This window comes from Xanthomonas sp. DAR33341, assembly GCF_003992815.1.
Classification (GTDB): domain Bacteria; phylum Pseudomonadota; class Gammaproteobacteria; order Xanthomonadales; family Xanthomonadaceae; genus Xanthomonas; species Xanthomonas cissicola.
The window spans coordinates 1-20,493 of record NZ_QEYV01000050.1; the positions used below are offsets into that span (position 1 = coordinate 1).

At 60.8% G+C, this 20,493-nt stretch carries 25 protein-coding genes and 2 pseudogenes; 12 read left to right on the plus strand and 15 right to left on the minus strand.

The annotated features are described in order from the left end of the window. Positions 1-122: 122 nt before the first annotated feature. The 7 genes from EO156_RS23450 to EO156_RS23475 form a co-directional block, all read right to left on the minus strand. Complete coding sequence (locus EO156_RS23450; protein WP_012477431.1) at positions 123-1,043, minus strand: replication protein RepA; 921 nt, start codon at positions 1,041-1,043, stop codon at positions 123-125. A 65-nt stretch (positions 1,044-1,108) separates the two neighbouring features. Next, positions 1,109-1,915, minus strand: coding sequence for a serine protease (locus EO156_RS23455; protein WP_016851361.1), 807 nt, complete (start codon positions 1,913-1,915; stop codon positions 1,109-1,111). Continuing rightward, a complete protein-coding gene (locus EO156_RS24080) occupies positions 1,912-2,070 on the minus strand; it encodes a hypothetical protein (protein WP_154666355.1) in 159 nt (52 codons plus the stop codon). Before EO156_RS24080 ends, EO156_RS23455 begins: the two co-directional genes overlap by 4 nt. A 222-nt stretch (positions 2,071-2,292) precedes the next feature. After that, positions 2,293-2,547, minus strand: a complete 255-nt coding sequence (locus tag EO156_RS23460; RefSeq protein ID WP_012477434.1) for a hypothetical protein — start codon at positions 2,545-2,547, stop codon at positions 2,293-2,295. Then, positions 2,547-3,197 carry a ParA family protein gene (locus EO156_RS23465; RefSeq protein ID WP_012477435.1) on the minus strand — a complete coding sequence of 217 codons (651 nt, stop codon included), beginning with the start codon at positions 3,195-3,197 and terminating at the stop codon, positions 2,547-2,549. The genes EO156_RS23460 and EO156_RS23465 overlap by 1 nt, the downstream gene beginning before the upstream one ends. A 66-nt stretch (positions 3,198-3,263) precedes the next feature. Continuing rightward, a complete protein-coding gene (locus EO156_RS23470) occupies positions 3,264-3,908 on the minus strand; it encodes a recombinase family protein (protein ID WP_012477436.1) in 645 nt (214 codons plus the stop codon). Beyond that, positions 3,905-4,132 (minus strand): hypothetical protein, encoded by a 228-nt coding sequence (locus tag EO156_RS23475; protein WP_012477437.1) that lies wholly within the window; start codon positions 4,130-4,132, stop codon positions 3,905-3,907. The genes EO156_RS23470 and EO156_RS23475 overlap by 4 nt, the downstream gene beginning before the upstream one ends. A gap of 265 nt (positions 4,133-4,397) precedes the next feature. On the opposite strand from EO156_RS23475, the gene EO156_RS23480 reads away from it, so the two are divergent. Beyond that, positions 4,398-4,655 carry a plasmid stable inheritance protein I gene (locus EO156_RS23480; RefSeq protein ID WP_012477454.1) on the plus strand — a complete coding sequence of 86 codons (258 nt, stop codon included), beginning with the start codon at positions 4,398-4,400 and terminating at the stop codon, positions 4,653-4,655. Continuing rightward, a complete protein-coding gene (locus tag EO156_RS23485) occupies positions 4,655-4,987 on the plus strand; it encodes a type II toxin-antitoxin system PemK/MazF family toxin (protein WP_012477455.1) in 333 nt (110 codons plus the stop codon). Before EO156_RS23480 ends, EO156_RS23485 begins: the two co-directional genes overlap by 1 nt. 88 nt (positions 4,988-5,075) lie before the next feature. Here the strand turns inward: EO156_RS23485 and EO156_RS23490 are convergent, their stop codons facing one another. From EO156_RS23490 to EO156_RS23500, 3 genes are read right to left on the minus strand one after another with little or no spacing between them, the layout of a single operon-like run. After that, positions 5,076-5,894 (minus strand): hypothetical protein, encoded by an 819-nt coding sequence (locus EO156_RS23490; protein ID WP_012477456.1) that lies wholly within the window; start codon positions 5,892-5,894, stop codon positions 5,076-5,078. Between the two features lie 27 nt (positions 5,895-5,921). After that, positions 5,922-8,099, minus strand: coding sequence for a TraI/MobA(P) family conjugative relaxase (gene traI / locus EO156_RS23495; RefSeq protein ID WP_012477457.1), 2,178 nt, complete (start codon positions 8,097-8,099; stop codon positions 5,922-5,924). Between the two features lies 1 nt (position 8,100). Further along, positions 8,101-8,403, minus strand: coding sequence for a hypothetical protein (locus EO156_RS23500; RefSeq protein WP_012477458.1), 303 nt, complete (start codon positions 8,401-8,403; stop codon positions 8,101-8,103). A gap of 287 nt (positions 8,404-8,690) precedes the next feature. Between EO156_RS23500 and EO156_RS23505 the strand changes: the two genes are divergently transcribed. The 8 genes from EO156_RS23505 (at position 8,691) to EO156_RS23540 (ending at position 14,570) form a co-directional block, all read left to right on the plus strand. Further along, positions 8,691-9,110: a hypothetical protein gene (locus EO156_RS23505; RefSeq protein WP_012477459.1), complete on the plus strand. Its 420-nt coding sequence runs from the start codon at positions 8,691-8,693 to the stop codon at positions 9,108-9,110. Further along, positions 9,100-9,804 carry a hypothetical protein gene (locus EO156_RS23510; RefSeq protein ID WP_007975110.1) on the plus strand — a complete coding sequence of 235 codons (705 nt, stop codon included), beginning with the start codon at positions 9,100-9,102 and terminating at the stop codon, positions 9,802-9,804. The genes EO156_RS23505 and EO156_RS23510 overlap by 11 nt, the downstream gene beginning before the upstream one ends. Beyond that, positions 9,801-10,391, plus strand: coding sequence for a hypothetical protein (locus EO156_RS23515; RefSeq protein ID WP_012477461.1), 591 nt, complete (start codon positions 9,801-9,803; stop codon positions 10,389-10,391). The genes EO156_RS23510 and EO156_RS23515 overlap by 4 nt, the downstream gene beginning before the upstream one ends. 30 nt (positions 10,392-10,421) lie before the next feature. Then, the gene (locus EO156_RS23520; RefSeq protein ID WP_012477462.1) at positions 10,422-11,954 is read left to right on the plus strand and encodes a type IV secretion system DNA-binding domain-containing protein; all 1,533 of its coding nucleotides are present in this window, start codon (positions 10,422-10,424) and stop codon (positions 11,952-11,954) included. Positions 11,955-12,201: 247 nt separating this feature from the next. Beyond that, positions 12,202-12,585, plus strand: coding sequence for a hypothetical protein (locus EO156_RS23525; protein ID WP_012477463.1), 384 nt, complete (start codon positions 12,202-12,204; stop codon positions 12,583-12,585). After that, entirely contained in the window at positions 12,582-13,292 is a 711-nt protein-coding gene (virB5, locus tag EO156_RS23530; RefSeq protein ID WP_012477464.1) for a P-type DNA transfer protein VirB5, read from the plus strand. The genes EO156_RS23525 and virB5 overlap by 4 nt, the downstream gene beginning before the upstream one ends. Continuing rightward, complete coding sequence (locus EO156_RS23535; RefSeq protein WP_012477465.1) at positions 13,289-13,525, plus strand: EexN family lipoprotein; 237 nt, start codon at positions 13,289-13,291, stop codon at positions 13,523-13,525. The genes virB5 and EO156_RS23535 overlap by 4 nt, the downstream gene beginning before the upstream one ends. 4 nt (positions 13,526-13,529) lie before the next feature. Next, positions 13,530-14,570: a type IV secretion system protein gene (locus EO156_RS23540; RefSeq protein WP_012477466.1), complete on the plus strand. Its 1,041-nt coding sequence runs from the start codon at positions 13,530-13,532 to the stop codon at positions 14,568-14,570. 352 nt (positions 14,571-14,922) lie between these two features. On the opposite strand, the pseudogene EO156_RS23545 reads toward EO156_RS23540, so the two are convergent. Continuing rightward, positions 14,923-15,270: pseudogene (locus EO156_RS23545) on the minus strand (UPF0149 family protein); the annotation flags it as partial. 569 nt (positions 15,271-15,839) lie between these two features. Here EO156_RS23545 and EO156_RS23555 point away from each other — a divergent pair. Next, positions 15,840-16,103: a hypothetical protein gene (locus tag EO156_RS23555; RefSeq protein WP_016851366.1), complete on the plus strand. Its 264-nt coding sequence runs from the start codon at positions 15,840-15,842 to the stop codon at positions 16,101-16,103. Between the two features lie 23 nt (positions 16,104-16,126). On the opposite strand, the gene EO156_RS23560 is transcribed toward EO156_RS23555, so the two are convergent. The 4 genes and pseudogenes from EO156_RS23560 to EO156_RS23575 all read right to left on the minus strand — a co-directional run bounded on the left by EO156_RS23560 (position 16,127) and on the right by EO156_RS23575 (position 18,978). Continuing rightward, the gene (locus EO156_RS23560) at positions 16,127-16,360 is read right to left on the minus strand and encodes a hypothetical protein (protein WP_124632126.1); all 234 of its coding nucleotides are present in this window, start codon (positions 16,358-16,360) and stop codon (positions 16,127-16,129) included. A gap of 11 nt (positions 16,361-16,371) precedes the next feature. Further along, positions 16,372-17,234, minus strand: a pseudogene (locus EO156_RS23565) (hypothetical protein). Further along, complete coding sequence (locus EO156_RS23570) at positions 17,231-17,689, minus strand: hypothetical protein (protein ID WP_016851367.1); 459 nt, start codon at positions 17,687-17,689, stop codon at positions 17,231-17,233. Before EO156_RS23570 ends, EO156_RS23565 begins: the two are co-directional and overlap by 4 nt. 201 nt (positions 17,690-17,890) lie before the next feature. After that, a protein-coding gene (locus EO156_RS23575; RefSeq protein ID WP_087944860.1) for an IS3-like element ISXac2 family transposase occupies positions 17,891-18,978 on the minus strand; the annotation gives its coding sequence in 2 pieces (ribosomal slippage) (positions 17,891-18,726 and positions 18,726-18,978; 1,089 coding nt in all). Positions 18,979-19,196: 218 nt separating this feature from the next. Between EO156_RS23575 and EO156_RS23585 the strand changes: the two genes are divergently transcribed. Then, positions 19,197-20,493, plus strand: a 1,297-nt coding sequence (locus EO156_RS23585) for a TAL effector repeat-containing protein (protein ID WP_206513893.1), incomplete at its 3' end; no start/stop codon positions are given.

Genomic DNA, 20,493 nt, shown 5'->3' on the forward strand with positions numbered 1-20,493 from the left:
GGGGGGGCGAATTCACGGGGATAAGTGCCTGCACTAACAGGGTTGTCCCCAGCAGCAGGCCAGCCGATTCGGTTCCGAGTAGCAGATTGCTACCTAGGGGGGGGGCGATTTCACGAACGCTCTCACGCCTTGTAGGGAATCGGCGGGGGAGACCCCAGCAGCAGCACGCCACCTGTGACCGGCTTCACCTGTGCCTGCGGGTAGACGGCCAGCACCTTCCGGAGCGCCGGCAAGAACTCCTTCTTGAAGTCCTTATCAGGGTCTTTCCCGGCGTACTCCTGGGCAAACTGCTCGCGTAGGGATTTCCAATGCAGGATGACTCCCCGACCCTCGATGCGATGCAAGCGGTGGGCGAGCCAGGCGTAAATATCCAGAGCCAGCGCCGATCCCTTGAGTGCCATCAGGGCGCGATTGTCGAGCGGCACAGCGCTTTCGATCAGCGAGCTGTAATAATCCTCAGACAGCACCATTTTCCCTGGCCACAGCGCACGTTGATTAGCGCCCCTATCGGCGATCCAGGCATCAAATTGCTGCACTGGCTGTCCGTTGTAGGTCCGGCCTTTGAACCCCAACTGCAGCCGGCAAGCGGCAAGAGCGTGCATCTGCTTCCGCAGCGTGGCGTAGCGCCGCCCATCGTTGTCGATACCCATCAGCCGCAGGAATTCGGCCGCGCTGTCACCAATGCGGATTTCACGATCCTTGGTGCGCATTGCATGCGTCGAGACCCATGCCAGCGCTAGCCGCGGCATCACTCCATAGGGAATGGGCTGCAATACCGGGCCGGTACCTTCGTCCAGATAACCAGCCTGTACGTTCACCCATGCCGCGCCGGACTGACGCATAAATTCCCGCCCCTCGACCTTCGCGCGAGGCAACCCGACCTGGCACAGCACCGTGTGTGTAAAGGCCATGTCCTCGCCGGTGGGCTGGCTCGTCGCGATTTTCGAAGCGTGCTCAATCAATGCCGTATCGCGCTTGCTGAGCGGCTTACGGCTGGCTGCAGCCTTGCCACTGCCAGTGGTCTTGCTGACAGCAGCCGCCATCTTCGTGACGCCTGCAGGCAAGCGCAGTAGATCGCCAATCTGCACCGGCCCATCTGTTTTCTTCTTCATTGCATACCCCTCGGTCGAAGACATTGGAGGCGGGTTCTGGTGGGATCCACAGCCTGCCAATGGTGAATATCTTGCAACGCCAAGTCTGCCGGCACTGCAGCGAATTTCGATGGCGAGTTGAGCGCGCTAGACACGATGCCTAGCAGTTGGCCATGGTCATTCGTGACCGGCCCCCCGCTATTGCCGTGTGTGGCTTCACCGTCGATGGACCACACCTGCCGCCTCAGTCCTTGGGTGTGAGATGCACCGTTGTAGTCAAAGAGGCCGAACCGCCCTGCCCTGCCCTCGGCGGCCCACCATGCGCGCCCACGGGGATTACCTGTGATCAATACGCGCTCGCCGGCTCGCTGTGCGGCTGTGCGTGCCAATGACAGAGGCGCGGGGGTGTCTGACTGTGTGAGCCGCAGGACAGCGGCGTCATGGTGCGGGGCGATCGCTTCCAGCTCGGCTCGAGCACGGCGGCCATCCCGAAACCGTACCGTGAAGGCTGCGCCCTGGATGTTGACGACATGAGCGGCCGTCAGGATGCGGCCATTCTGGATGACCGCGCCTGCCCCGGCCTCGTAGTACTCGCCCGCGAAGGCATTCCGCTGCACGTCGGCCGAGCCGTAGGAAAGCCGATGCACCAAGCGCCGGAACCACGTCGGGCGCTGCCCTGGTAGGGCATACAACGACGGCCCGGAAGCTGCCGACTCTTGGACGCCGATGATGACGGTGCTGGCCAACACGCGATCTGTGGTGCTGGCCTGAGCAACGACACTCGATGCTGTCAGGCATATGGCGAAGATAGCCGAGCGGATCACGGCTGCTCCTCGCGCTGCTGCTGCGCCTGGTGCCACATGCTGGTGATTTCGCTGCGCGTCGCGAGTTCGATCGACAAAGCCCACACACCTGTCGCCGTCAACGCAAGCCCGCATGTAAAAACTGCCAGTGCCCAACTCCACCGGATGCGGTTCATGGGGACGGCTCCACGCAGCCAACGTCTACCCGAAAGACATTTGCTCCTGTCTCCGCGAGAACAGCCGCGTTTTGCAGGTTCGCCCGGTAGGCAGCGGCGGCACTGGTCAATAGACCCAAACCGGCAAGGGACAGCACAACGCCCGCCACAAGCACTGTGGCGGGACGAACGAGTAAGAACGTCTCCTTCCTGCTCATAGTGTTATCGCCTCACTGGTGCGGGTTATCGGTTGGCGTGCCGCTTTTCGTATTCATCGAAGGCCAGACGCAGCAGCTCGTTTAATTTCAAGTCGTGGTCAGCAGCAAACATCCGGAAGCGTCGGCGCAGTTCAGCCGTGACCCGGAAATTCAGTGGCACGTTATTGGGCTCGTCGGCCTCGGGCCGGGCACGTTCAGCACGAGTGGGCATATCCATCACAGGGGCAGCGGCTCCTTTGGTGGCAACTAGTCCGGACAGGTCAGCAGTCTTCTTAGCCATTAGACAACCTCTTTTTTGCGTGCTTTTTTGCCTTCGTTCATGCGTGCTTGCACGAAAGCAGATAGTTGGGTGATTTCCTCGGCGCTCCGGCACTTGGCGTCCGCTTCCTGCACCGTTCGGCCATCAACCATGGATGACGCGTAATCGACTCGGTCGTGGATGATTGCGGGGGCGACCGCGCCATGCGTGGATAGGGCGGCGATTGCCTGCACCGTCAGGCGTGCATTGGGCTTGGCCTGAGTAAGGGCAAAGGCGAACTGCCGCCCGGCCTCTTGGGCGATGTCCACCGTGCTGCCAACGGCGCGTAGATCATGCGGACTTGGGCGCGTGGGGATCAGCACGAAGTCGGCCAGACGCACCACGTCACGGATGGCAGCGGTGATGGCAGGCGGCGTATCGATTACCGCGAGCTTGAATCCGGCCTTGGCCAGAGCTTCCAGCTTGGCGGGCAATTCGGCCAGCTTGGTTTCGGCCAACGCCGGCGTATCTGCTTCCCTGGAATTCCACCAGGCCGATAGCGACCCTTGGGGGTCGGTATCGATCAGCACGACCGGGCCAAGTCCATTTAGCTCAGCTGACACAGCCAAATGCGCTGCGAGTGTGGTTTTCCCAGCCCCACCTTTCTGGCTTGCTAGTACTAGGATTTTCATAGGTCCTCGTTTGTTGTGCTTGGACGAACAAACGATAGCACGAAAGGCGTAAAGCACGCAAGCACGCTATATCATTTCTTCGGTAGCCGCCTTTTCGCAATGAGAGGACCATACGCGCTTGACCTGGCTGGCACTGCATTGCGCCATAGCCGCAGTCTCGGCGATGGTGTGGCCGCTCCTGCGAAGGGCGACGATCCGCTGATGGGTCTTCGTGTCCGGCTTGCGCCCGGCGTACTTCTGCGCCGCCTTCGCCAGCTCGATACCCTGGCGTTGCCGCTCCCTGCGTTCCTCGTAGTCGTCACGGGCCATCTGCAGGGCGAGCCGCAACAGCATCTCCTGCACCGATTGCAGTACGACCTTGGCAATGCCCGTCGCCTCTGCGGCAAGCTCTGACAGGTCAACGACACCCGGCACAGCAAGTCGAGCGCCGCGCTGGCGAATGGTGGCCACCAGCTGCTCCGCTTCGGCAAGAGGCAGACGGGAAATGCGGTCTATCCTCTCGGCAATGACCACCTCGCCCGCTTGGAGGTCTTCAACCATGCGGCGCAACTCGGGCCGGTCCGGGCGAGCGCCTGACGCCTTTTCCCGGTAAACGCCAGCAACGTAGTAGCCAGCGGCGCGGGCGTCCTCGATTACGCGCTCCTGACGGCGAAGGTCCTGTTCATCTGTGCTGACCCTGAGATAGACGCGAGCGATGCGGGGAGCGTTCATGGCTCGCCTGCCTTCTCGTCGTCGGGCAGGACTTCGAAAGAACCATCCGGCCGCACCCGCACAAGCCGGCCGGCTTCGTCGTAGCCCGTCGCACCTGGCTGGCGGCCTAGCTCGGCCATTGCCCTGACAACCTCAGTCGGCGGATTGACGAAATCGCGGGTGAGTTCATCGGTCTCCCAATCAGGAATTATCGACCTCTCTCTCTGGGGAACGTCTTGCGGCATGTGCGGCCTCTTTGGTTTTTTGATGTATACCCTAATGGCCCACCTTAAATGATGGTGGCTCAATATTCAACCGGCAACCCTATTTAGCCACTCATCAATGAACCATGCAAATGAGCTAGGCGAGTGACCTCCCCCCGCTTCCAGATGCACGCACCGTCCAGGCGGCGCAGGCTGTCAAAATGAAAGAAAGCACGCATGCACGATTTCGCTTGATGAGCGCTGCGTCGAATGTTATATTTTCGTATAACCTGAATGGAGGTGCGCAATGCACACGACAAATCTGCGCAAGGTTGGCGGTTCGGTCATGCTCGCGGTTCCGCCTGCGCTGCTCGATGTGCTGCACATCGGGGCAGGGGCAAAAGTGGGCTTGGCTGTCGATAACGGCCGCTTGGTAGTCGAGCCACATGCGCGCCCGCGCTACACCCTCGCCGACCTGCTCGCCCAATGCGATGCGTCAGCCGAGCTGGCTTCCGAAGATCGGGAATGGCTTGACGCCAAGCCTGTTGGCGGCGAGCTGCTGTGATGGAGCGGGGTGATATCTATCTTGTGTCTCTCGATCCTACTTCCGGCCATGAGCAACAGGGCACTCGCCCGGTCCTGATTGTGTCGCCGGGACCGTTCAACCGCCTTACCAAAACACCCGTGGTGCTACCGATCACCACGGGTGGCAATTTCGCCCGTACGGCAGGTTTCACGGTATCCCTCACGGGGGGAGGCACCAAAACGACCGGAGTCGTGCGCTGCGATCAACCGCGCGCCCTGGACATTGGATCGCGTAACGGCCGCAAGCTGGAAAGCGTCTCAGCAGCGATCACCGATGAGGTGATGGCTAAGCTGGCGACCATACTTGAATAAATCACGAAAGCACGAAAGCACGCATATTGTTTTTGCGCATTAAAAAGCCCTGGCATTGCGCTGCCAGGGCTTCTGCTTTCCATCACGATCACATGCCGTAGTCGTTGACGTGGCTGACCTGGTAGGAGCCATCCCGATCACGGCTGACGGCAATTTCATCGCCGGCCTCAAGATCAAGGTCGGGGTCAGCTGCTACCGCCGCCCTGGTGCCGTCCTCGGCTTCCACGATGTAATAGGCCTGGCCGTCGCGGTCCTCGATGGCGGCAATAGAACCCTCAATCTCCGCACCGTTGCCCAGCTCGGGCACCTGGTCTTGCGGCGAGTAGAGATAGGCGGCTCGTTCGGTGCGGCCGGCATCGTCAACCTGCTCACCGGCTGGCAATGTCGCCTCGGCCATTTCCTCCATGTTCCGCGCCTGGTCGGCCTCGATCTGCGCGGCAATCTCGTTCTGATATCGCTCCAGGGCCTCCGCATACGCCTGCTGATACTCGGGCAGCTCGGTAATTTCCTTCGGCGGCTCCAGCTCGCGCACCCGCTCTAACACCGGCTCACGCTCGTCCACTACTGCACTGCTGGCCAGGTCGGCGGATGCGTCCACCTCTGCATCGTCGCTGGCCTTTGCCTCCGTACCGGTCTTTGCTTCCGCCGTCGCTTCATCCAATCGCTTGAGGAAGTCGGTCACATTGCCATCAGGGAACATCCGGTCTGCGTTTGGCTCGCCTTTCGGCTCCGTCCCGCGCTCCTGCTCGGCACGCTGCAGCTCCTTGGCCAGCGTGTCGCGGGCATGCCGTAGTGCTTCTGCGATCTTCTCGCGCTCCACCGGGTCTTGCTCATTTCTGAGCCAGCTTTCCAACCGAGCGCACCGCTCAGCGGCAATTCTCACTTTGTCATCGTCGTTGTAAAACATGGCGTCTCCTGATCGATATGGTCCGGGCTACAAGCCGTGATCCTGCTCGGCATCCCGGTCGCGGTTTAGATCCTTCCTGATTTCACTGAGCGGCTTCCCTGCCCTCAGGTCTTGCTCGATTTTGGCCCGCGTCTCGCGCATGAATCCTTCGCGTGCCTCTGGCTGTAACCGCTCGGCGGCGAACGCCTGGGCGGCACGATCCAGGGCGATGGCTTTGGCCAACTCTGGATGGTTCTTTGCAGCGGCGGCCTGTGCTTTGCCATCGCCATCGCGAACGGCCTGATATGCCTCCTGCAGGGCCTCGCCGGGCTGCTGGGATCGGGGAGGAACAACGTGGCCACCTTGTGCGGCCTCAACCCTGGCGGCGGCGTGTGCGGCTTTCAGATGTTCATAGCGGGCCTGCATCGCCTTCTCTGAGAATTGAACGTCGATCCCGCGCATGACAGCGACCTCAATGGCCTGCATCTTGAAGCTGGCGCTTCCCTTGATATCGAGCTCCTTGCCGAACTTCTGGACGCCCAATCGCAAGGCCGCCTCGATCTCGTCATGGCCACTATCTTTCTTGGCGAACTGCACCTTGCTGCCACGGTCGGTGAACGCCTTCTGGCCATCCATGTAGTAATCGACCGTGCCGGCACGTGTATCGGCCTCCCACGTCATGCGCAGGGCTGCTGCTGGCCTGTCCCGCTCAAGCGTGGAGCGGGTGGCCATTGGATCTGCTGCAGGACGCTTTGCGCGCTCGGCCTCAGGCCTGCCGCTGTCCGCATGCGCTCCAAGCTCAGGCGCACTCTGAAGGCCCTGCTGGGTGGCGTTCCGTTGCTCTTGGTAGGCAAGCCCTCGTAGCTGGCTCTCGGCGGCCTTGTTGCCCTGCGCCGCCTGCACCACCAGCCACGTGCGGTAGTCCATCGCTCTGTTGGCCGCCTGGCGCTGTTCCGCCAGCTGCGCCCGCAATTGCTCACGCGCCTGGACAGCTTCGGCGGCGGCGATGCTCCGGGCGACCTGTCGAAGCGCCGGCGACATGTCGGCCTGCCGGATTTCCTCACGCTTGGCGCGGGCCTCCGTCGCCAATGCCTTGAACCGCAACTTGGCTTGCTGGCTCTCGGTACGGCGCTGATCGCTGCGCACACGGTAGAAATCGGATTTGTAGAGGGTGAACCGGGCCTTGAGTTCGGCGCGCTCCCTCGCTCGTTCCTCGCGCTGCTGCTGACGCTTGTCCGGGTCACGCTTCCATTCGCGCTTGGGCTCACGATGGCGGTCATAGCGCTGCTCGACCTTGGCCACGTCACGGACGTAGGCCGCAGGCGGTTGCCAGTCGCCTAACTTTGCCTCTGTAGCTGCCCGCTGCGCCTTGCCGGCGAACTGCTTTCGGAACACGTCAGACGCCTTCGCGTGAACGTCTTTGCCGTCCTGCGACCTGGCACGCACGCTATACCCGCCGCGCTCGCCCTTCTGTAGCTCTAGGCCATGCTTCGCCAGCGCAGAATGCACGTCCTGCCACGTTGCACCCTCGCGCTTCATCACCGCATCCAGGGCCTTGGCCGGCGCTCCCTTAGCGTAGGTCTGCAAGCTCTCGGCGTCGCCGAACTGTTCCATCTTGCCGGCCTTGCCCGCGCCTGCCTCGCCGCGCTCGGCGCGCCGGTTATCGTTGGCCTCGCGCCGCTTCTCCCGCTCTTCGCGAGGCACCGGGACGGCCATGCGTGCATCGGCGTCCCACCGATAAAGACCGTTACTGTGCGCCCATCCCTGCTTGGCTTCGATCTCCCGGCAGCACTTGTCCAATGTCTTGTGCATCCAATCAGGCGTGTGGGACCGATACGTCTCCGGGTGCACCTTGTTGGCCATTACATGGACATGGAAATTATCGGTGTCCTCGTGACTGACGGCGAGCCATTGATGATCCTTCCAACCCAGCGCTTCAAGGGTATGGGTAACGGCCTCGTGCCACTGCTCTTTGCTCGGCTGTTCGCCTTCCTGCCACGACAGAATGTAGTGCTCCACCGGGTCTTTCACGCGCGGGTTTTCAGAGGCAACAGCCCACATTTCTTGAGCGGCCGTTTCGGCAGAAAGCAGCGCAGGCGACAGGAACACTTCACCTCGCTCCAGCACCTCGCCGGTCTCCGGATTGATGGCCTCGGACAGGTAGGATTTCAGCTTACGAAAGCTGCTCTTTCCTGACGGACGACGCGGCGGAACCGGGGCAAGCACGTCACGCCCCTATGCGCTTAATGGCACCGACGATGGCACGCAATGCCTCGGCGGTTTCGTCACTGTACGCACCTAGGCTGTCGTTATGTGCCTTCTTGAAGAGACCACCAAGCCGCCGCAGCTCGTTGATGGTTTGCTGGTCCGCAATGCTATGAACTCTCTGCCCAGCACCACGGGCGCGAAGGTAATCAGACACGCTACGCCCGGCCTGTTGCGCACGCTCAGTGATCGTGGCCTTCTCATCAGGCGTGACGCGCAACAGGATGCGCTCGGTTCGGTTATCTGTCCCCTTTGCAAACGTCATCGCGCATTGCTCCTGCTTGTGGCGGCGTCCCGCCGCTGGGGTCTCGGGGGCTGTGCCCCTGAGCAAGTCGTGTAGGTCCACTCTGAGTAGCCGAAGGCGGATTAGAGGGGGCCGGTGGACGGACGAAACCTGCGTAGCTGGTTTTGTACGTACAACACGCGACTTGTCTGCCGCATTTGACTTCCGTCGTGGCTAAGACGGTATCATGTGACGGGCGAGAGTTGCAAACGTCAAAAGCACTTCGCTACACTGCGAGGCAACACCGATGCAAAAGCGAGGATGATAGGATGCCAACACAAGCGGACGTTCAACGAATCAAGGATGCAATGAAATCTCTGCCAGAGGTCACGGCAGAAGAACGAAATCTGAATAATCAGGAAGCGGTCACCCAGATGATGGAAGAAATCACTGGGTTACGTGCGAAGGGGTACACCTGGGAAAAAATCGCAGAGGTCATTAGCGATCACGGAATTGCCATCAAGGCGTCAACGCTCAAGAGCTATGCACGACGCGCCGAGACGGCAACGACGAAGCCAAAGCGGCGAAGTGTGAAGAAGCCGACACAGGTTTCACAAGCCGAACCGGGTGCAACAAAAGGGCAAACGCCTGAAAAGCGGAGCGACACAAAAAAGGCAACAGCGGCGGTAAAACAGTCATCTACGGCGGACGCTCGATTCACCGCACGAGAGGACTCCAATGACATCTAAACGGGCAGACAAAATGAACGGAAAAATCTATCTGGTTGGAGGTAGCAAGGGTGGCGTCGGTAAGAGCATGGTCACGATGGCGCTGCTGGATCATCTGCGAGCGCAATCTGCACCGGTTCTGCTGATCGAGTCGGACACGTCTAATCCGGACGTGTGGAAAGCCTATCGCGATGAAGTCGATGCACATCTGCTCAACCTCGATGAGGCAAATGGCTGGATCGAACTGGTAAATGTCCTCGACGCAAACAAGGATCATGTCGCGGTGATCAACACAGCGGCTCGCAATAATCAGGGCGTGAGCCGGTACGGCGATACGCTTGCATCGACCCTAGGCGAGCTTGGACGCAATCTCGTTACACTGTGGGTGGTCAATCGCCAGCGGGACAGCCTGGAACTGCTGAAAGAGTACATGGATGCAATTCCAGACTCTCAAGTCCACGTCGTTCGGAATGGCTATTTCGGAGAGGAAGAGGCTTTCGAGCTATACAACGGATCGAAGATTAGGGATGCCGTAGAGGCAAAGGGTGGAAAATCGCTGACCTTCCCCAACCTGGCGGATCGCGTCTCGGACGACATTTACACCAAACGCCTGAGCCTGGCGAAGGCAGCCAAGGAACTACCGATTGGGAATCGGGCGGAACTGCGTCGGTGGCTGACATTGACAAGCGGGGTGTTCGGCGAGGTTGTGTCATGAGCGCCGATCCGGCAGGCACCGCGCAGGATGCGCGGTTGAACCTGGGCGATGCATTCCGGACAGCGACGGGACAGAACCTTTCGGAAGCCGGCGAGGCAGGGCTGCGACGCTTCGCCGATGTGGCCGGAGTCAGCAGTAACGATGCCATCTGGCTCATTCTCTTCGGGTTTGAACAGTATCGGAATCTGTACGCGGATATTCCCCGGCAGGTCGCTGAGGCAGCTGCGCTGACGATGCGGGAACAGGCGGCGGCCCTGGAAGCGCACGGAGAGCGAGGCCAAGAAGCCATGAAAACGGCGCTGGCCGAGAAAGCCAGCGAGATGCACAAGGCGCTCATTTCCCAACTGATCACCGAACTGAAAAGCGGAACGGCCCGCAAGGTCATTGAGGAACAGGCTCGCGAGGCGATGCAAGGCCCGGTGCTGGATGCGGCGGGGAAGTTGGAGCGGCTGAGCAATACCGCGTCAATAGCGATGGATCGCTACGAGCGCGCTCATCGAGGCATCAATCAATGGCTGACCATCGGCCTGAGCGGCGTCGTCGGTGGTCTCATGGGCGGGCTTATGACCGCCCTGCTGCTGCGCTGATCCTTCCACAACAGACTAAACGGGCACTGTATGGGCACGATCCTCTTTGTAATCATCCTGAACGCAATTCCGCTGGTCTACCTCCTGGCCAAGCTGGCGCGGAATCCTCCTCTCTCCAAACCGGCGATGGCGGCATTGGCCATTGGCTGTGCGGGCGGTGGCCTGACCCTGCTCGCATGTGTGATGCAGTCGGACCCGCTGGTCTTCTCGGGCCTGGGCATCAGCTACGGTACGGCGCTGCTGGTGTTCCTCTACCTCAAGGCGCAATCCGATCCTGCTGCCGCAGCGGCGGCAGGGAACGTGCTGCGCGGGTCGCGGGTGGAGGCCGGTGGCAAGGGCCGTAAGGGGCAGGCCGGCGCAATCGAGATTGCCGGCGTGGAAATCCCTCGGCAGCTCGAAGCGCAACATTTCCTCTTCACCGGCACCACGGGCACCGGCAAGACCCAAGCCATCAACTCGATGCTGCGCACGATCCGATCACGTGGCCAGCGCGCCGTGATCGCCGATCCAGGCGGCGGGTTCTATTCCCGTTTCGGCCGAACCGGTGATGTGTTGTTCAATCCATTTGACGGGCGCACCGTCGATTGGTCGCCATTCGCCGATATCGAAAACGACTATGACTGCGAGCGGATCGCCAAGGCCATCGTGCCCGATGGCGTCGGCGACGGGATGCAGTGGCACCACTATTCCCAGAGCTTCGTCGCGGCCGTTCTGCGATCGATGCATGCCAAGGGGGAACGCTCGATCAAGCGGCTGCTGTACTGGCTGACCACCGCCGAGCCCAAGGAGCTGGCCGACATGCTCGCCGGCACACCTGCGGCCGCACTCTGCGCGAAGGGCAACGAACGCATGCTGGCCAGCACGCGGGCAATCCTGAGCTCGTATGTCGGCGTGTTCCCCTACCTGGCCGACGAAGGCACGTTTTCGGTGCGGGAATGGACACGCAACGCCATGGGTGAAGGCTGGCTGTTCGTGACCTACCGTGATGATCAGATGGGCATGCTGCGCGGCCTGGTGGCCACCATGCTCGAACTGGCCATTGTCGAAGGGCTCTCGCTCTCTGAGGACCAGGACCGGGGATTGTGGTTTGTGATGGATGAGGTGGACTCCCTCGGCAAGGTCACGTCGCTGCGAGCCGGCCTCACCAAACTCCGCAAGTACGGTGGCCGCTGCATCCTCGGCCTGCAGACAGTGGCCCAGCTACGCACGACCTATGGCCGCGATGAGGCCCAAACCCTCCTGGCCAACTGCTCCACGAAGCTGGTCTTGCGTGCCGGCGACGCCGAAACGGCCAGGACGATGGAAGATGAATTAGGTCAACAGGAGATTGAACGGACCACGCTCAGTGATTCCACCTCTAAGGGCGAGTTCTTCAAGGGCTCGACCTCGGCCAGCCAGCAATACACTCGCCAGTCGGCCGTCATGGCCAGCGAAATCATGGGTCTGCTGGATTTGCACGGCTACCTGAAAATGCCAGGTGAGACGATCCACCGGGTTGCCCTGGATTACGTAGGCATGCCGGAGGTTCAACCGACCTTCCAGCGTCCGCAGCAGGTCGCATAGTGATAGCCTATGCGTCGGCTGGTTGGGTGGTTCGTTGCGTTATGCCCGTTTCGTAGCGGGCTGCTCAACCAGCCCTCCAACGCCCTGTACAGCATTAGCCCGCCTTTTCGCCAAGGCGGGTTTTTTTCTGTCCCGACGATACAAAAAGGCATGTTTTGACGTGTCGATATATAGAAATTTGAAATCCGTTCAGACGCCTTGATAATAAGGAGTGCAAGATAACTACTCCACACAAAACGGGTAGTTTATGGACACTTTCATCATTCTTCTAAGCATAACGGCACTTGCACCGATCTTCGTTTCTGTGCGTTTGCTGATCGTCACCCGCAAGCGCTTTGGCGATGAGTATTTCGCAGCCGCCGCTGTCGCCGCCGTTGAGGCCGTCATGATTTTTAGCTGGGCGGCTATGTTCTTCGGATTTCTCAGCGGGGCCTATTTGTCGCCGATCACCTGGGCTGCTGTCTTAGCCTACGGTTGGGCGGTGAAATGGACGCTCGCTGCAGCTGGCCCATACATCACCGGCTCCCCCTATTTCTATCGTGTCAACAAGCGGATTTACCGGGGTCAAAACCCGCAATTGCGCCACCAGCGCGACTTTTTCAATAACGACTATCAGGAGTTCGAAGCATGAAAACCCTCAAGCTCAGTGCATTGGCCCTGTCTTCGGCCCTGACGGTTAGCCTGGCCATCGCACCAATGTCCGCATCGGCTACCGGTATTCCGGTGGTCGATCTGGCTGGCCTGGCACAAGCCATTTCGCAATACCAGCAGTTGGTCGCCCAGCTGGAAAACATGCAGTCCCAACTCAAGCAGGCGAAAGACCAATACGCCTCAATGACCGGTACCCGTGGCATGGAAAACCTGTTGAAGGGTGAAAACCGCAACGTGATCCCGACCAATTGGCAAGAGACCTTGGCGCAGATGCAGGGTGGCGACATTTCTGGATTGGCGCAATCGATCAAGGCGAACGCCCGCAAGGTTGATACCGCCACGCTCGACCAGCTCACCCCCGAACTGCGCTCGATGACCGAACAGCTGGCCAACACCGCTGCCAGCCAGCAAGCCAGCGCCGGGGAGACCTACGACAACGCTTCGCAGCGGTTCACCCGCCTACAAGGGTTGATGGACGCCATTCCGCAGGCCCAGGACATGAAGGCAATTGCCGATCTGCAAGCGCGGATCCAAGTCGAGCAAACCATGCTGCAGAACGAAAGCATCAAGCTGCAGGCACTTGCCCAAGCCAGTGCTGCCCAACGGCAGATTGAGGCAAGACAGGCCGCTGAGGCGGGCCTTATCAAGCCGAGTGCACCCCAGACGTGGAGGTCCGTTGTCCGATGAAAAAGATTATCACCATCGTGCTCTTTGCCGCTTTGGGCGGATGCTCTCAAGAACCCGAGCGCTCTTTCGAGTACTACTCTCAGCATCGGGATGAGGCCGAAATCAAAGCCAAGGCGTGCAGTGAAATGCCAGAAGCTCAGTCGGCAGCTGACGGCAATTGCACACGTGCTCGGAAAGCCATTTTCGTGGCTCGCCCGAGTGAACCGCAGAAATGGCACTCTGTCGTGAGATAAATATATGGCCACCAGCCAACTAACTGTTTTCAGCTATATTTTTAGCGAGTTTGAAACCGTACTGAACTCGTATATTTCCCAGAAGTCTGCCGATATTATTCAGACTATAAGCCCTGTCGCTTGGACGATGCTCGCCATATATTTCGTTTTATGGGGCATCTCCAATCTAAGAGGGCTTATTGATGAACCGATTACAGACGGTTTAATGCGGCTTATTAAGCTATCTATCATATTCGGCATTGCACTGAACGTCGGGAGATATCAGGGAAACGTCGTTGATTTTTTCATGAAGACCCCTGACGCCCTTTCAAACTCATTGGTATTCGGAAACACCACGGCCGAATCCGGAGAGAACTCTACTTTTAAGACGCTGGACAACCTTCTAAATAAGACCATCGACGTTGCAAATAAAGCGTATAACAGAATGAGCGTGCTTTCTCCTGGCCAAAGTGTCGGATTGGCAATCTCGGCAAATCTTATAATGTTTTTTGGGCTTCTCTTTACAATCGTCGCCGGAATAATGATTGTGATTGCGAAGGTCTCTATGTCTTTGATGCTAGCAATCGGCCCGCTCTTTATCTTGATGGCCATGTATAAGGCGACACAGACGTTTTTTGACAAATGGCTTTCCTATGTCATCACAGCAATGCTGACCCTGGTGATGGTGCTGGCAGTCTGCTCGCTGTTCTTCGGAATGGTAGACCAAGCGCTTGGGCAAGCTGCCAACGTGATCGACACAAGCCCCTTTGAAGCAGTGGCCACAATTGCGGTCATGGGTGTTGCATGCACCATCTTGTTGTTCAGCGCGGCTGGCATCGCTTCGCAGCTCGGCGGCGGTATCTCTCTACCTGTCTCGCAGGCTGCCCGATCCCTATCGGGTGTGGGCATGGCCGATTCCGTGAAGGATGCAGCCGTCCGCAGGGGATCGAGCAAATTGGTTGATGTAGCGGCGGCAAAGATGACCGGCGGTGCTTCGGCGGCGATCTCCGCAGCACGTGGCGTGGGTACGCTGTACCGCAGTAGCAACGCCATTCAGCGCGGATAAGCTCGGGTTCGGTCTTCGGGGCCGGTCGGTAGTATCAGGGTTCCTCCTCTCCCTGGTGCCATCGACCGGCCCTTCTGTTGGGGTGGGTAATAGACGGCGAGCCAAATCAAATGGCCCAATTTCAGCCTCGGCGTTGCCTGGCGGCCATCGCTAAGCCAACCCGCAACCACCCTAGCGCCCGCTTCTAAGCGGACCCTAGAGCGCCATACAGGCGGTATTTCCGTCTATTACCCACCCGGCGAGCGCTGCTGTGTGTATTGCGCAATACATTGCCTTTGCGAGGTCGTAGCACCGCTCTGCGCGGTTTCGGGGTTCGGGGAGCAATGGAACAGGGAAGTCAGTTAAGCCGGTATCAATGAAATGTCGGAGCGCTGGTAGCACAGCAATGCTTGTACTTCCGCCCACTGCCACATGGGCACTGATCATTTCTCCCAATCTTAGGACCTTGTCTGCGTAAAGGCCCTTGGGTTGCCAATTGGCGATGTGAGGCAAAGTAGCGATAGATGTGCGTCAGTCCGGCAATCAGGGACTGAAGCAACTCATCGCGTTTGTCCGGCGCAATCTCTGGCGGGCGCATGGCGGGATCAGGATCATGTTCATGGGTCAAGATCATGATTGGCAGCATGGGCCCGCCAAATTCTTCGCTGCCGATCAACTCTTGCCAACTATTGGGCCGTAATTGAATGCCGCGCATGAAACCAGAGGGTCGGCAGGGATTCGTGTAAAACACAGCCAAAAGTGAGCTAACTCCCTGTCAACTAAGGATTTCTCACGACGCACTGCCGACCCTCAGATCGGGCACCTGGTCGTCGGCAGCGCCGCCGGTGGAGTTGGCGACACGATCGCGGACCTGGTGAGCTTGATCTGTGACCAAGACAGTTTTCAGCGTGCCGGCCAGGGCGTTGGCGACATGCCTCGGCCTGGCCAGCCGCCGGGCTGTCGCCAATCCTTGGTCCCCGACCCTTCGGAAAACGGCGTGCTGGACGGGGCGCGGTTTTGCTTTTGCAAGCGGAGCGCGCAGGGGCGAGGATTAGGGCCGACTGGCGACGGCACGCGGCATCGGTGCGCAGCACCCCAAGCCGGTGACCGCTTGCGGTCACGCCCCCGGTCTGGATTGGATCAGAGGCCAGCCACTGCACCGGTTTCGCATGTTCTGCGACATCGGCATGGGTAATCTGTCCCATGGGCAACCGCAAACGACCACGACTTGATCCCTGGCTATTCGGCCCACCTGGCGTGTGCGATGCGTGCGGGAGCCCGTGCGGGACAATGGATCAAGCAGGAATTGTCTGCTACGTGTGCTTGGCCGGCGTGTTCATCCAGCGCGGATTCTGGCAATTTGCTCGCTGCCCGAACTGCAAGGGCGCAGACCCGTTTTGCACGGATTGCGGCGGCCGGGCCTACGTCGCGACACCGCGCGAGGACATCGACATGAGCGAGCTAAAAAGCGCATGGGCGGCAGCGGTCGCGCGTTACAGTGCATTCGGGGAAGAGTTGCCCGCGCCGATTGCAGACATGAAACGCTTTCTCTGACGCCGGCACGGGTTTAGCTGCTCTTAGGTGCCATTTGTGATCAGGTCGATTCCTTCCTCAATTCCGTCTGCTACGGCATTCCCAGCCATATCACCACGGCTGCGCATAGAAGCTGTCAGCGCGGCGGCATGTTCTCTTATCAGTGTTATCAGCAGAGTGGAGTCATCAGATGCCATCGTCAGTACCCTGAGGGTTGTTTCTATCGCCGAGATGCGCCCAAGAAGTTCCAAATGTGCCCTGCGTTCAGCGTCGTTCAATGTGTCTGCTCCTAAGCGGTGAGGTTCGTGACGTGCAAGCACGCGGCGATTGCCGCATCCCTGGTTGCCTCATAGGCAACCAGATCGCAGCGGTCAGGGTGAAGCAGCTGCATCAACTTCTCGTAGGCTGCTAAGCGCTGGACATCGGTCAGCGCTTCTAGCCGCGCTGCAAGGTCGAGCAAATCCACGGTGGGCGCGAAGAGGTCGCAAGGATCGGCATTTCTCTGTCGTTGTTGCGCCGTCCGTTGGGCGGCGCGGTCGGCAGCAACGTTTGCCAGTCGATCCACGTCAGTGGTCCACGGGCCGTGCGGCGCGTAATCGAGCTGCGCATCGTCAGTCATGCCTTGCATGTAGTCGTAGTGCGCCTCGTTGCACTCGTCGTCGAGCATTTCTGCCAGCGCGGCCCATTCGTCCGGGGTGAACTCTGGCATGTGCCGCAGGACCAATTCACGGTAGGAGCCAAGGATCTGGGAGAGCCGCTCGTGCGCAAAGCGATGCCCCTGGAACAGGGCTGCATCGCCACGCGACAGCGTGACGTTGAGCGCGTAGGTCTCGTGCGGATCTGCCCGCGCGGGGCACACATCTGCGCTGCTGTCTTGGCCGAGCGCCGCTGGCGCATTAAAGCGGGCGATTGACGCCGGCACTGTTTCATCCGGTGCTGGCTGTAGCCGGTGGCCACGGGCGCAATCAGGGCGTGCAGGCGCTGCCATGCGCCTACGTACTCGGGTCCCGTGTCCTCGCCGCTGAACTCAGCCAGCAGCACGTGCTGCAGATCCGCGCTGAAGGTGCGCAGCCGGGCTTCGTGCTGCTCGACCAGGCCGGCGAGAAAATCGCGCTCGGCGGTCACCTGGTCAAGCGTCTCGCGCTCGCTCATGCGCCGTCACCCACGGTGCGGGCGGTCTTGCGGGTGCGCGGCAGGCCGGGCAATTTCAGCTGCGCCCGGTCGCTGGGCAGGATCTTGGTGGCCACCGCCGCTGCGCCAGCCGGCTTCCTGGCCGGCGTGCGCTTGGCGGGTTTGCCCTCGCGCTGGAGCTTGGCCAACTCTTTCAACGCGGCTGGCCGCCCCCGGCGGTAGACCTTGGGCGCGCGCACGTAATTGGCCGGCAGCACCTCCAACACCGTCACCCCGAGCGCCAGCAGCTGGGTGGCGGCGGTGTCGAGCGAGGCAAACACGCGTGGCTCGCCACGCTGGCCGGTCAGTTGCTTTTCGGTTTGGCCCACGCGCACCATGACCGCGTAGCCGCCGACCTGGCCGACCAGCTGCACGGTGCGCAGCGCCCCGGCACTGGCGAGGGCGGCGAGGGTGGCGATGGAAATGGGGGATGGCATGATCGACCTGTCAAACCTCGATGTTTGATGGTCAATCATTTGAACCTGACGTGCAAGCCCTAGTGCGGCGAGGTCGGCTGCGCACATAACGCGAAATTCCACGCAGTCACCCATTGGTTCGTAGGGGCTTGCGGCCGCCTCTGCGGCCAAGCTGATACGACGGGGTAATCCCCCCACTTCTAGCGGTCGCCAGAAGTGGAGCTAAGCGGCCATCGCCAACTTCATGGCAGGCGTGATGCCGCCGAGCGCCATATTCGGGCGCTCGTGGTTGTACGTCCATAGCCAGCGGGTGGCTTTGTCCTGCACCTGGTCGATGGTGTCGAACAGGGTGCGGGCGAGCCAGGCGTAGCGGATGGTGCGGTTGTAGCGTTCAACGTAGGCGTTCTGCTGTGGCTTGCCCGGCTGGATGTGCTCGACCCGGATGCCAAGCCGCTGTGCCCAGGACAGCAACGCGCCACTGATGTATTCAGGGCCGTTGTCGCAGCGGATCACGGCGGGCTTGCCGCGCCACTCGATGATCTGCTCCAGCGATCGGATCACCCGGGCTGACGGCAGCGACAGATCCACCTCGATCCCCAGCCCCTCGCGATTGAAGTCGTCGAGCACATTGAACAGCCGGAAGCTGCGGCCGTCGGCCAACTGGTCGTGCATGAAGTCCATCGACCAGACCTGGTTGATGGCCTCCGGCACCGCCAGAGGCTCGGGCCGCTCACGCACCAGCCGCTTCTTCGGCTTGATCCGCAGGTTCAACTCCAGCTCGCGGTAGATCCGGTAGACCCGCTTGTGATTCCAGCCAAAGCCCTTCACGTTGCGCAGGTACAGGTAGCACAGGCCAAAGCCCCAGTCGCGATGGGCGGTCGTCAGGCGGACCAGCCAGTCGGCGATCCGGGCGTTCTGCTCGCTGGCCTTGGCCTGGTAGCGGAAGCAGGTCTGGCTCACCGCGAAGGTCTGGCAGGCGTGGCGGATGTTCGTGCGCCCGCTCGTGACTGCCGATTGGGCCATCTCGCGTCGCTGAGATGGCCTCACCATTTTTTTGCGAGCGCTTCCTTCAGCAGGTCGGTACTGAGCTGCGCCTCGGCGTACATCTTCTTGAGCCGGCGGTTCTCCTCCTCCAACTCCTTCATGCGTGCGACCATGGACACGTCCATGCCGCCGAACTTGCTACGCCACTTGTAGAACGTGGCCGAGCTGATGCCGTGCTCGCGGCACAGCTCCGGCACGGGCGCACAGGCCTGGGCCTGCTTGAGCACGGCGATGATCTGGCTGTCGGTAAAGCGGGACTTCTTCATGGAACCTCCTCGGGAAAGGGTACGAGAAAATTCCACTTCTGGCGTCTGCTAATGGGCGGGGGGATTACCGTCCGTGATCGCCTTCATGTCTGCGCCTCACCCTGGTCGTCGAGGGTTGCCAGGATCACCCGAAGTTGTGTACTGCCATGCGGCCTCGGAAGCTATGTAGGAACCACAGACCGCTAGTCTGGAGGCGACCATGTAAAGAGGTATGCCTGATGGATCCCATTCGTTCGCGCACACCAAGTCCTGCCCGCGAGCTTCTGCCCGGCCCCCAACCGGATAGGGTTCAGCCGACTGCAGATCGTGGGGTGTCTCCGCCTGCTGGCGGCCCCCTGGATGGCTTGCCCGCTCGGCGGACGATGTCCCGGACCAGGCTGCCATCTCCCCCTGCCCCCTCACCTGCGTTCTCAGCGGGCAGCTTCAGCGATCTGCTCCGTCAGTCTGATCCGTCACTTCTTGATACATCGATTTTTGATTCGATGCCTGCCGTCGGCACGCCTCATACAGAGGCTGCCACAGGCGAGTGGGATGAGGTGCAATCGGGTCTGCGGGCAGCCGACGCCCCCCCACCCACCATGCGCGTGGCTGTCACTGCCGCGCGGTCGCCGCGCGCCAATCCGGCGCCGCGACGACGTGCTGCGCAACCCTCCGACGCTTCGCCGGCCGCGCAGGTGGATCTACGCACGCTCGGCTACAGCCAGCAGCAACAGGAGAAGATCAAACCGAAGGTTCGTTCGACAGTGGCGCAGCACCACGAGGCACTGGTCGGCCATGGGTTTACACACGCGCACATCGTTGCGCTCAGCCAACACCCGGCAGCGTTAGGGACCGTCGCTGTCAAGTATCAGGACATGATCGCAGCGTTGCCAGAGGCGACACACGAAGCGATCGTTGGCGTCGGCAAACAGTGGTCCGGCGCACGCGCTCTGGAGGCCTTGCTCACGGTGGCGGGAGAGTTGAGAGGTCCACCGTTACAGTTGGACACAGGCCAACTTCTCAAGATTGCAAAACGTGGCGGCGTGACCGCAGTGGAGGCAGTGCATGCATGGCGCAATGCACTGACGGGTGCCCCCCTGAACCTGACCCCGGAGCAGGTGGTGGCCATCGCCAGAAATATTGGCGGCAAGCAGGCGCTGGAGACGGTGCAGCGGCTGTTGCCGGTGCTGTGCCAGGCCCATGGCCTGACCCCGGAGCAGGTGGTGGCCATCGCCAGCCACGATGGCGGCAAGCAGGCGCTGGAGACGGTGCAGCGGCTGTTGCCGGTGCTGTGCCAGGCCCATGGCCTGACCCCGGAGCAGGTGGTGGCCATCGCCAGCAATAGCGGTGGCAAGCAGGCGCTGGAGACGGTGCAGCGGCTGTTGCCGGTGCTGTGCCAGGCCCATGGCCTGACCCCGGAGCAGGTGGTGGCCATCGCCAGCCACGATGGCGGCAAGCAGGCGCTGGAGACGGTGCAGCGGCTGTTGCCGGTGCTGTGCCAGGCCCATGGCCTGACCCCGGCACAGGTGGTGGCCA

What these genes read in the sequence shown, in the direction of transcription:
- EO156_RS23505 (WP_012477459.1), top strand. Translation starts at nt 8,691, where the DNA reads ATGCCAACACAAGCGGACGTTCAACGAATCAAGGATGCAATGAAATCT.
- virB5 (WP_012477464.1), top strand. Translation starts at nt 12,582, where the DNA reads ATGAAAACCCTCAAGCTCAGTGCATTGGCCCTGTCTTCGGCCCTGACG.
- EO156_RS23515 (WP_012477461.1), top strand. Translation starts at nt 9,801, where the DNA reads ATGAGCGCCGATCCGGCAGGCACCGCGCAGGATGCGCGGTTGAACCTG.
- EO156_RS24080 (WP_154666355.1), bottom strand. Translation starts at nt 2,070, where the DNA reads ATGAACCGCATCCGGTGGAGTTGGGCACTGGCAGTTTTTACATGCGGG.
- EO156_RS23520 (WP_012477462.1), top strand. Translation starts at nt 10,422, where the DNA reads ATGGGCACGATCCTCTTTGTAATCATCCTGAACGCAATTCCGCTGGTC.
- EO156_RS23480 (WP_012477454.1), top strand. Translation starts at nt 4,398, where the DNA reads ATGCACACGACAAATCTGCGCAAGGTTGGCGGTTCGGTCATGCTCGCG.
- EO156_RS23555 (WP_016851366.1), top strand. Translation starts at nt 15,840, where the DNA reads ATGGATCAAGCAGGAATTGTCTGCTACGTGTGCTTGGCCGGCGTGTTC.
- EO156_RS23470 (WP_012477436.1), bottom strand. Translation starts at nt 3,908, where the DNA reads ATGAACGCTCCCCGCATCGCTCGCGTCTATCTCAGGGTCAGCACAGAT.
- EO156_RS23450 (WP_012477431.1), bottom strand. Translation starts at nt 1,043, where the DNA reads ATGGCGGCTGCTGTCAGCAAGACCACTGGCAGTGGCAAGGCTGCAGCC.
- EO156_RS23535 (WP_012477465.1), top strand. Translation starts at nt 13,289, where the DNA reads ATGAAAAAGATTATCACCATCGTGCTCTTTGCCGCTTTGGGCGGATGC.
- EO156_RS23525 (WP_012477463.1), top strand. Translation starts at nt 12,202, where the DNA reads ATGGACACTTTCATCATTCTTCTAAGCATAACGGCACTTGCACCGATC.
- EO156_RS23510 (WP_007975110.1), top strand. Translation starts at nt 9,100, where the DNA reads ATGACATCTAAACGGGCAGACAAAATGAACGGAAAAATCTATCTGGTT.
- EO156_RS23460 (WP_012477434.1), bottom strand. Translation starts at nt 2,547, where the DNA reads ATGGCTAAGAAGACTGCTGACCTGTCCGGACTAGTTGCCACCAAAGGA.
- EO156_RS23475 (WP_012477437.1), bottom strand. Translation starts at nt 4,132, where the DNA reads ATGCCGCAAGACGTTCCCCAGAGAGAGAGGTCGATAATTCCTGATTGG.
- EO156_RS23490 (WP_012477456.1), bottom strand. Translation starts at nt 5,894, where the DNA reads ATGTTTTACAACGACGATGACAAAGTGAGAATTGCCGCTGAGCGGTGC.
- EO156_RS23540 (WP_012477466.1), top strand. Translation starts at nt 13,530, where the DNA reads ATGGCCACCAGCCAACTAACTGTTTTCAGCTATATTTTTAGCGAGTTT.
- EO156_RS23485 (WP_012477455.1), top strand. Translation starts at nt 4,655, where the DNA reads ATGGAGCGGGGTGATATCTATCTTGTGTCTCTCGATCCTACTTCCGGC.
- EO156_RS23500 (WP_012477458.1), bottom strand. Translation starts at nt 8,403, where the DNA reads ATGACGTTTGCAAAGGGGACAGATAACCGAACCGAGCGCATCCTGTTG.
- EO156_RS23465 (WP_012477435.1), bottom strand. Translation starts at nt 3,197, where the DNA reads ATGAAAATCCTAGTACTAGCAAGCCAGAAAGGTGGGGCTGGGAAAACC.
- EO156_RS23570 (WP_016851367.1), bottom strand. Translation starts at nt 17,689, where the DNA reads ATGCCATCCCCCATTTCCATCGCCACCCTCGCCGCCCTCGCCAGTGCC.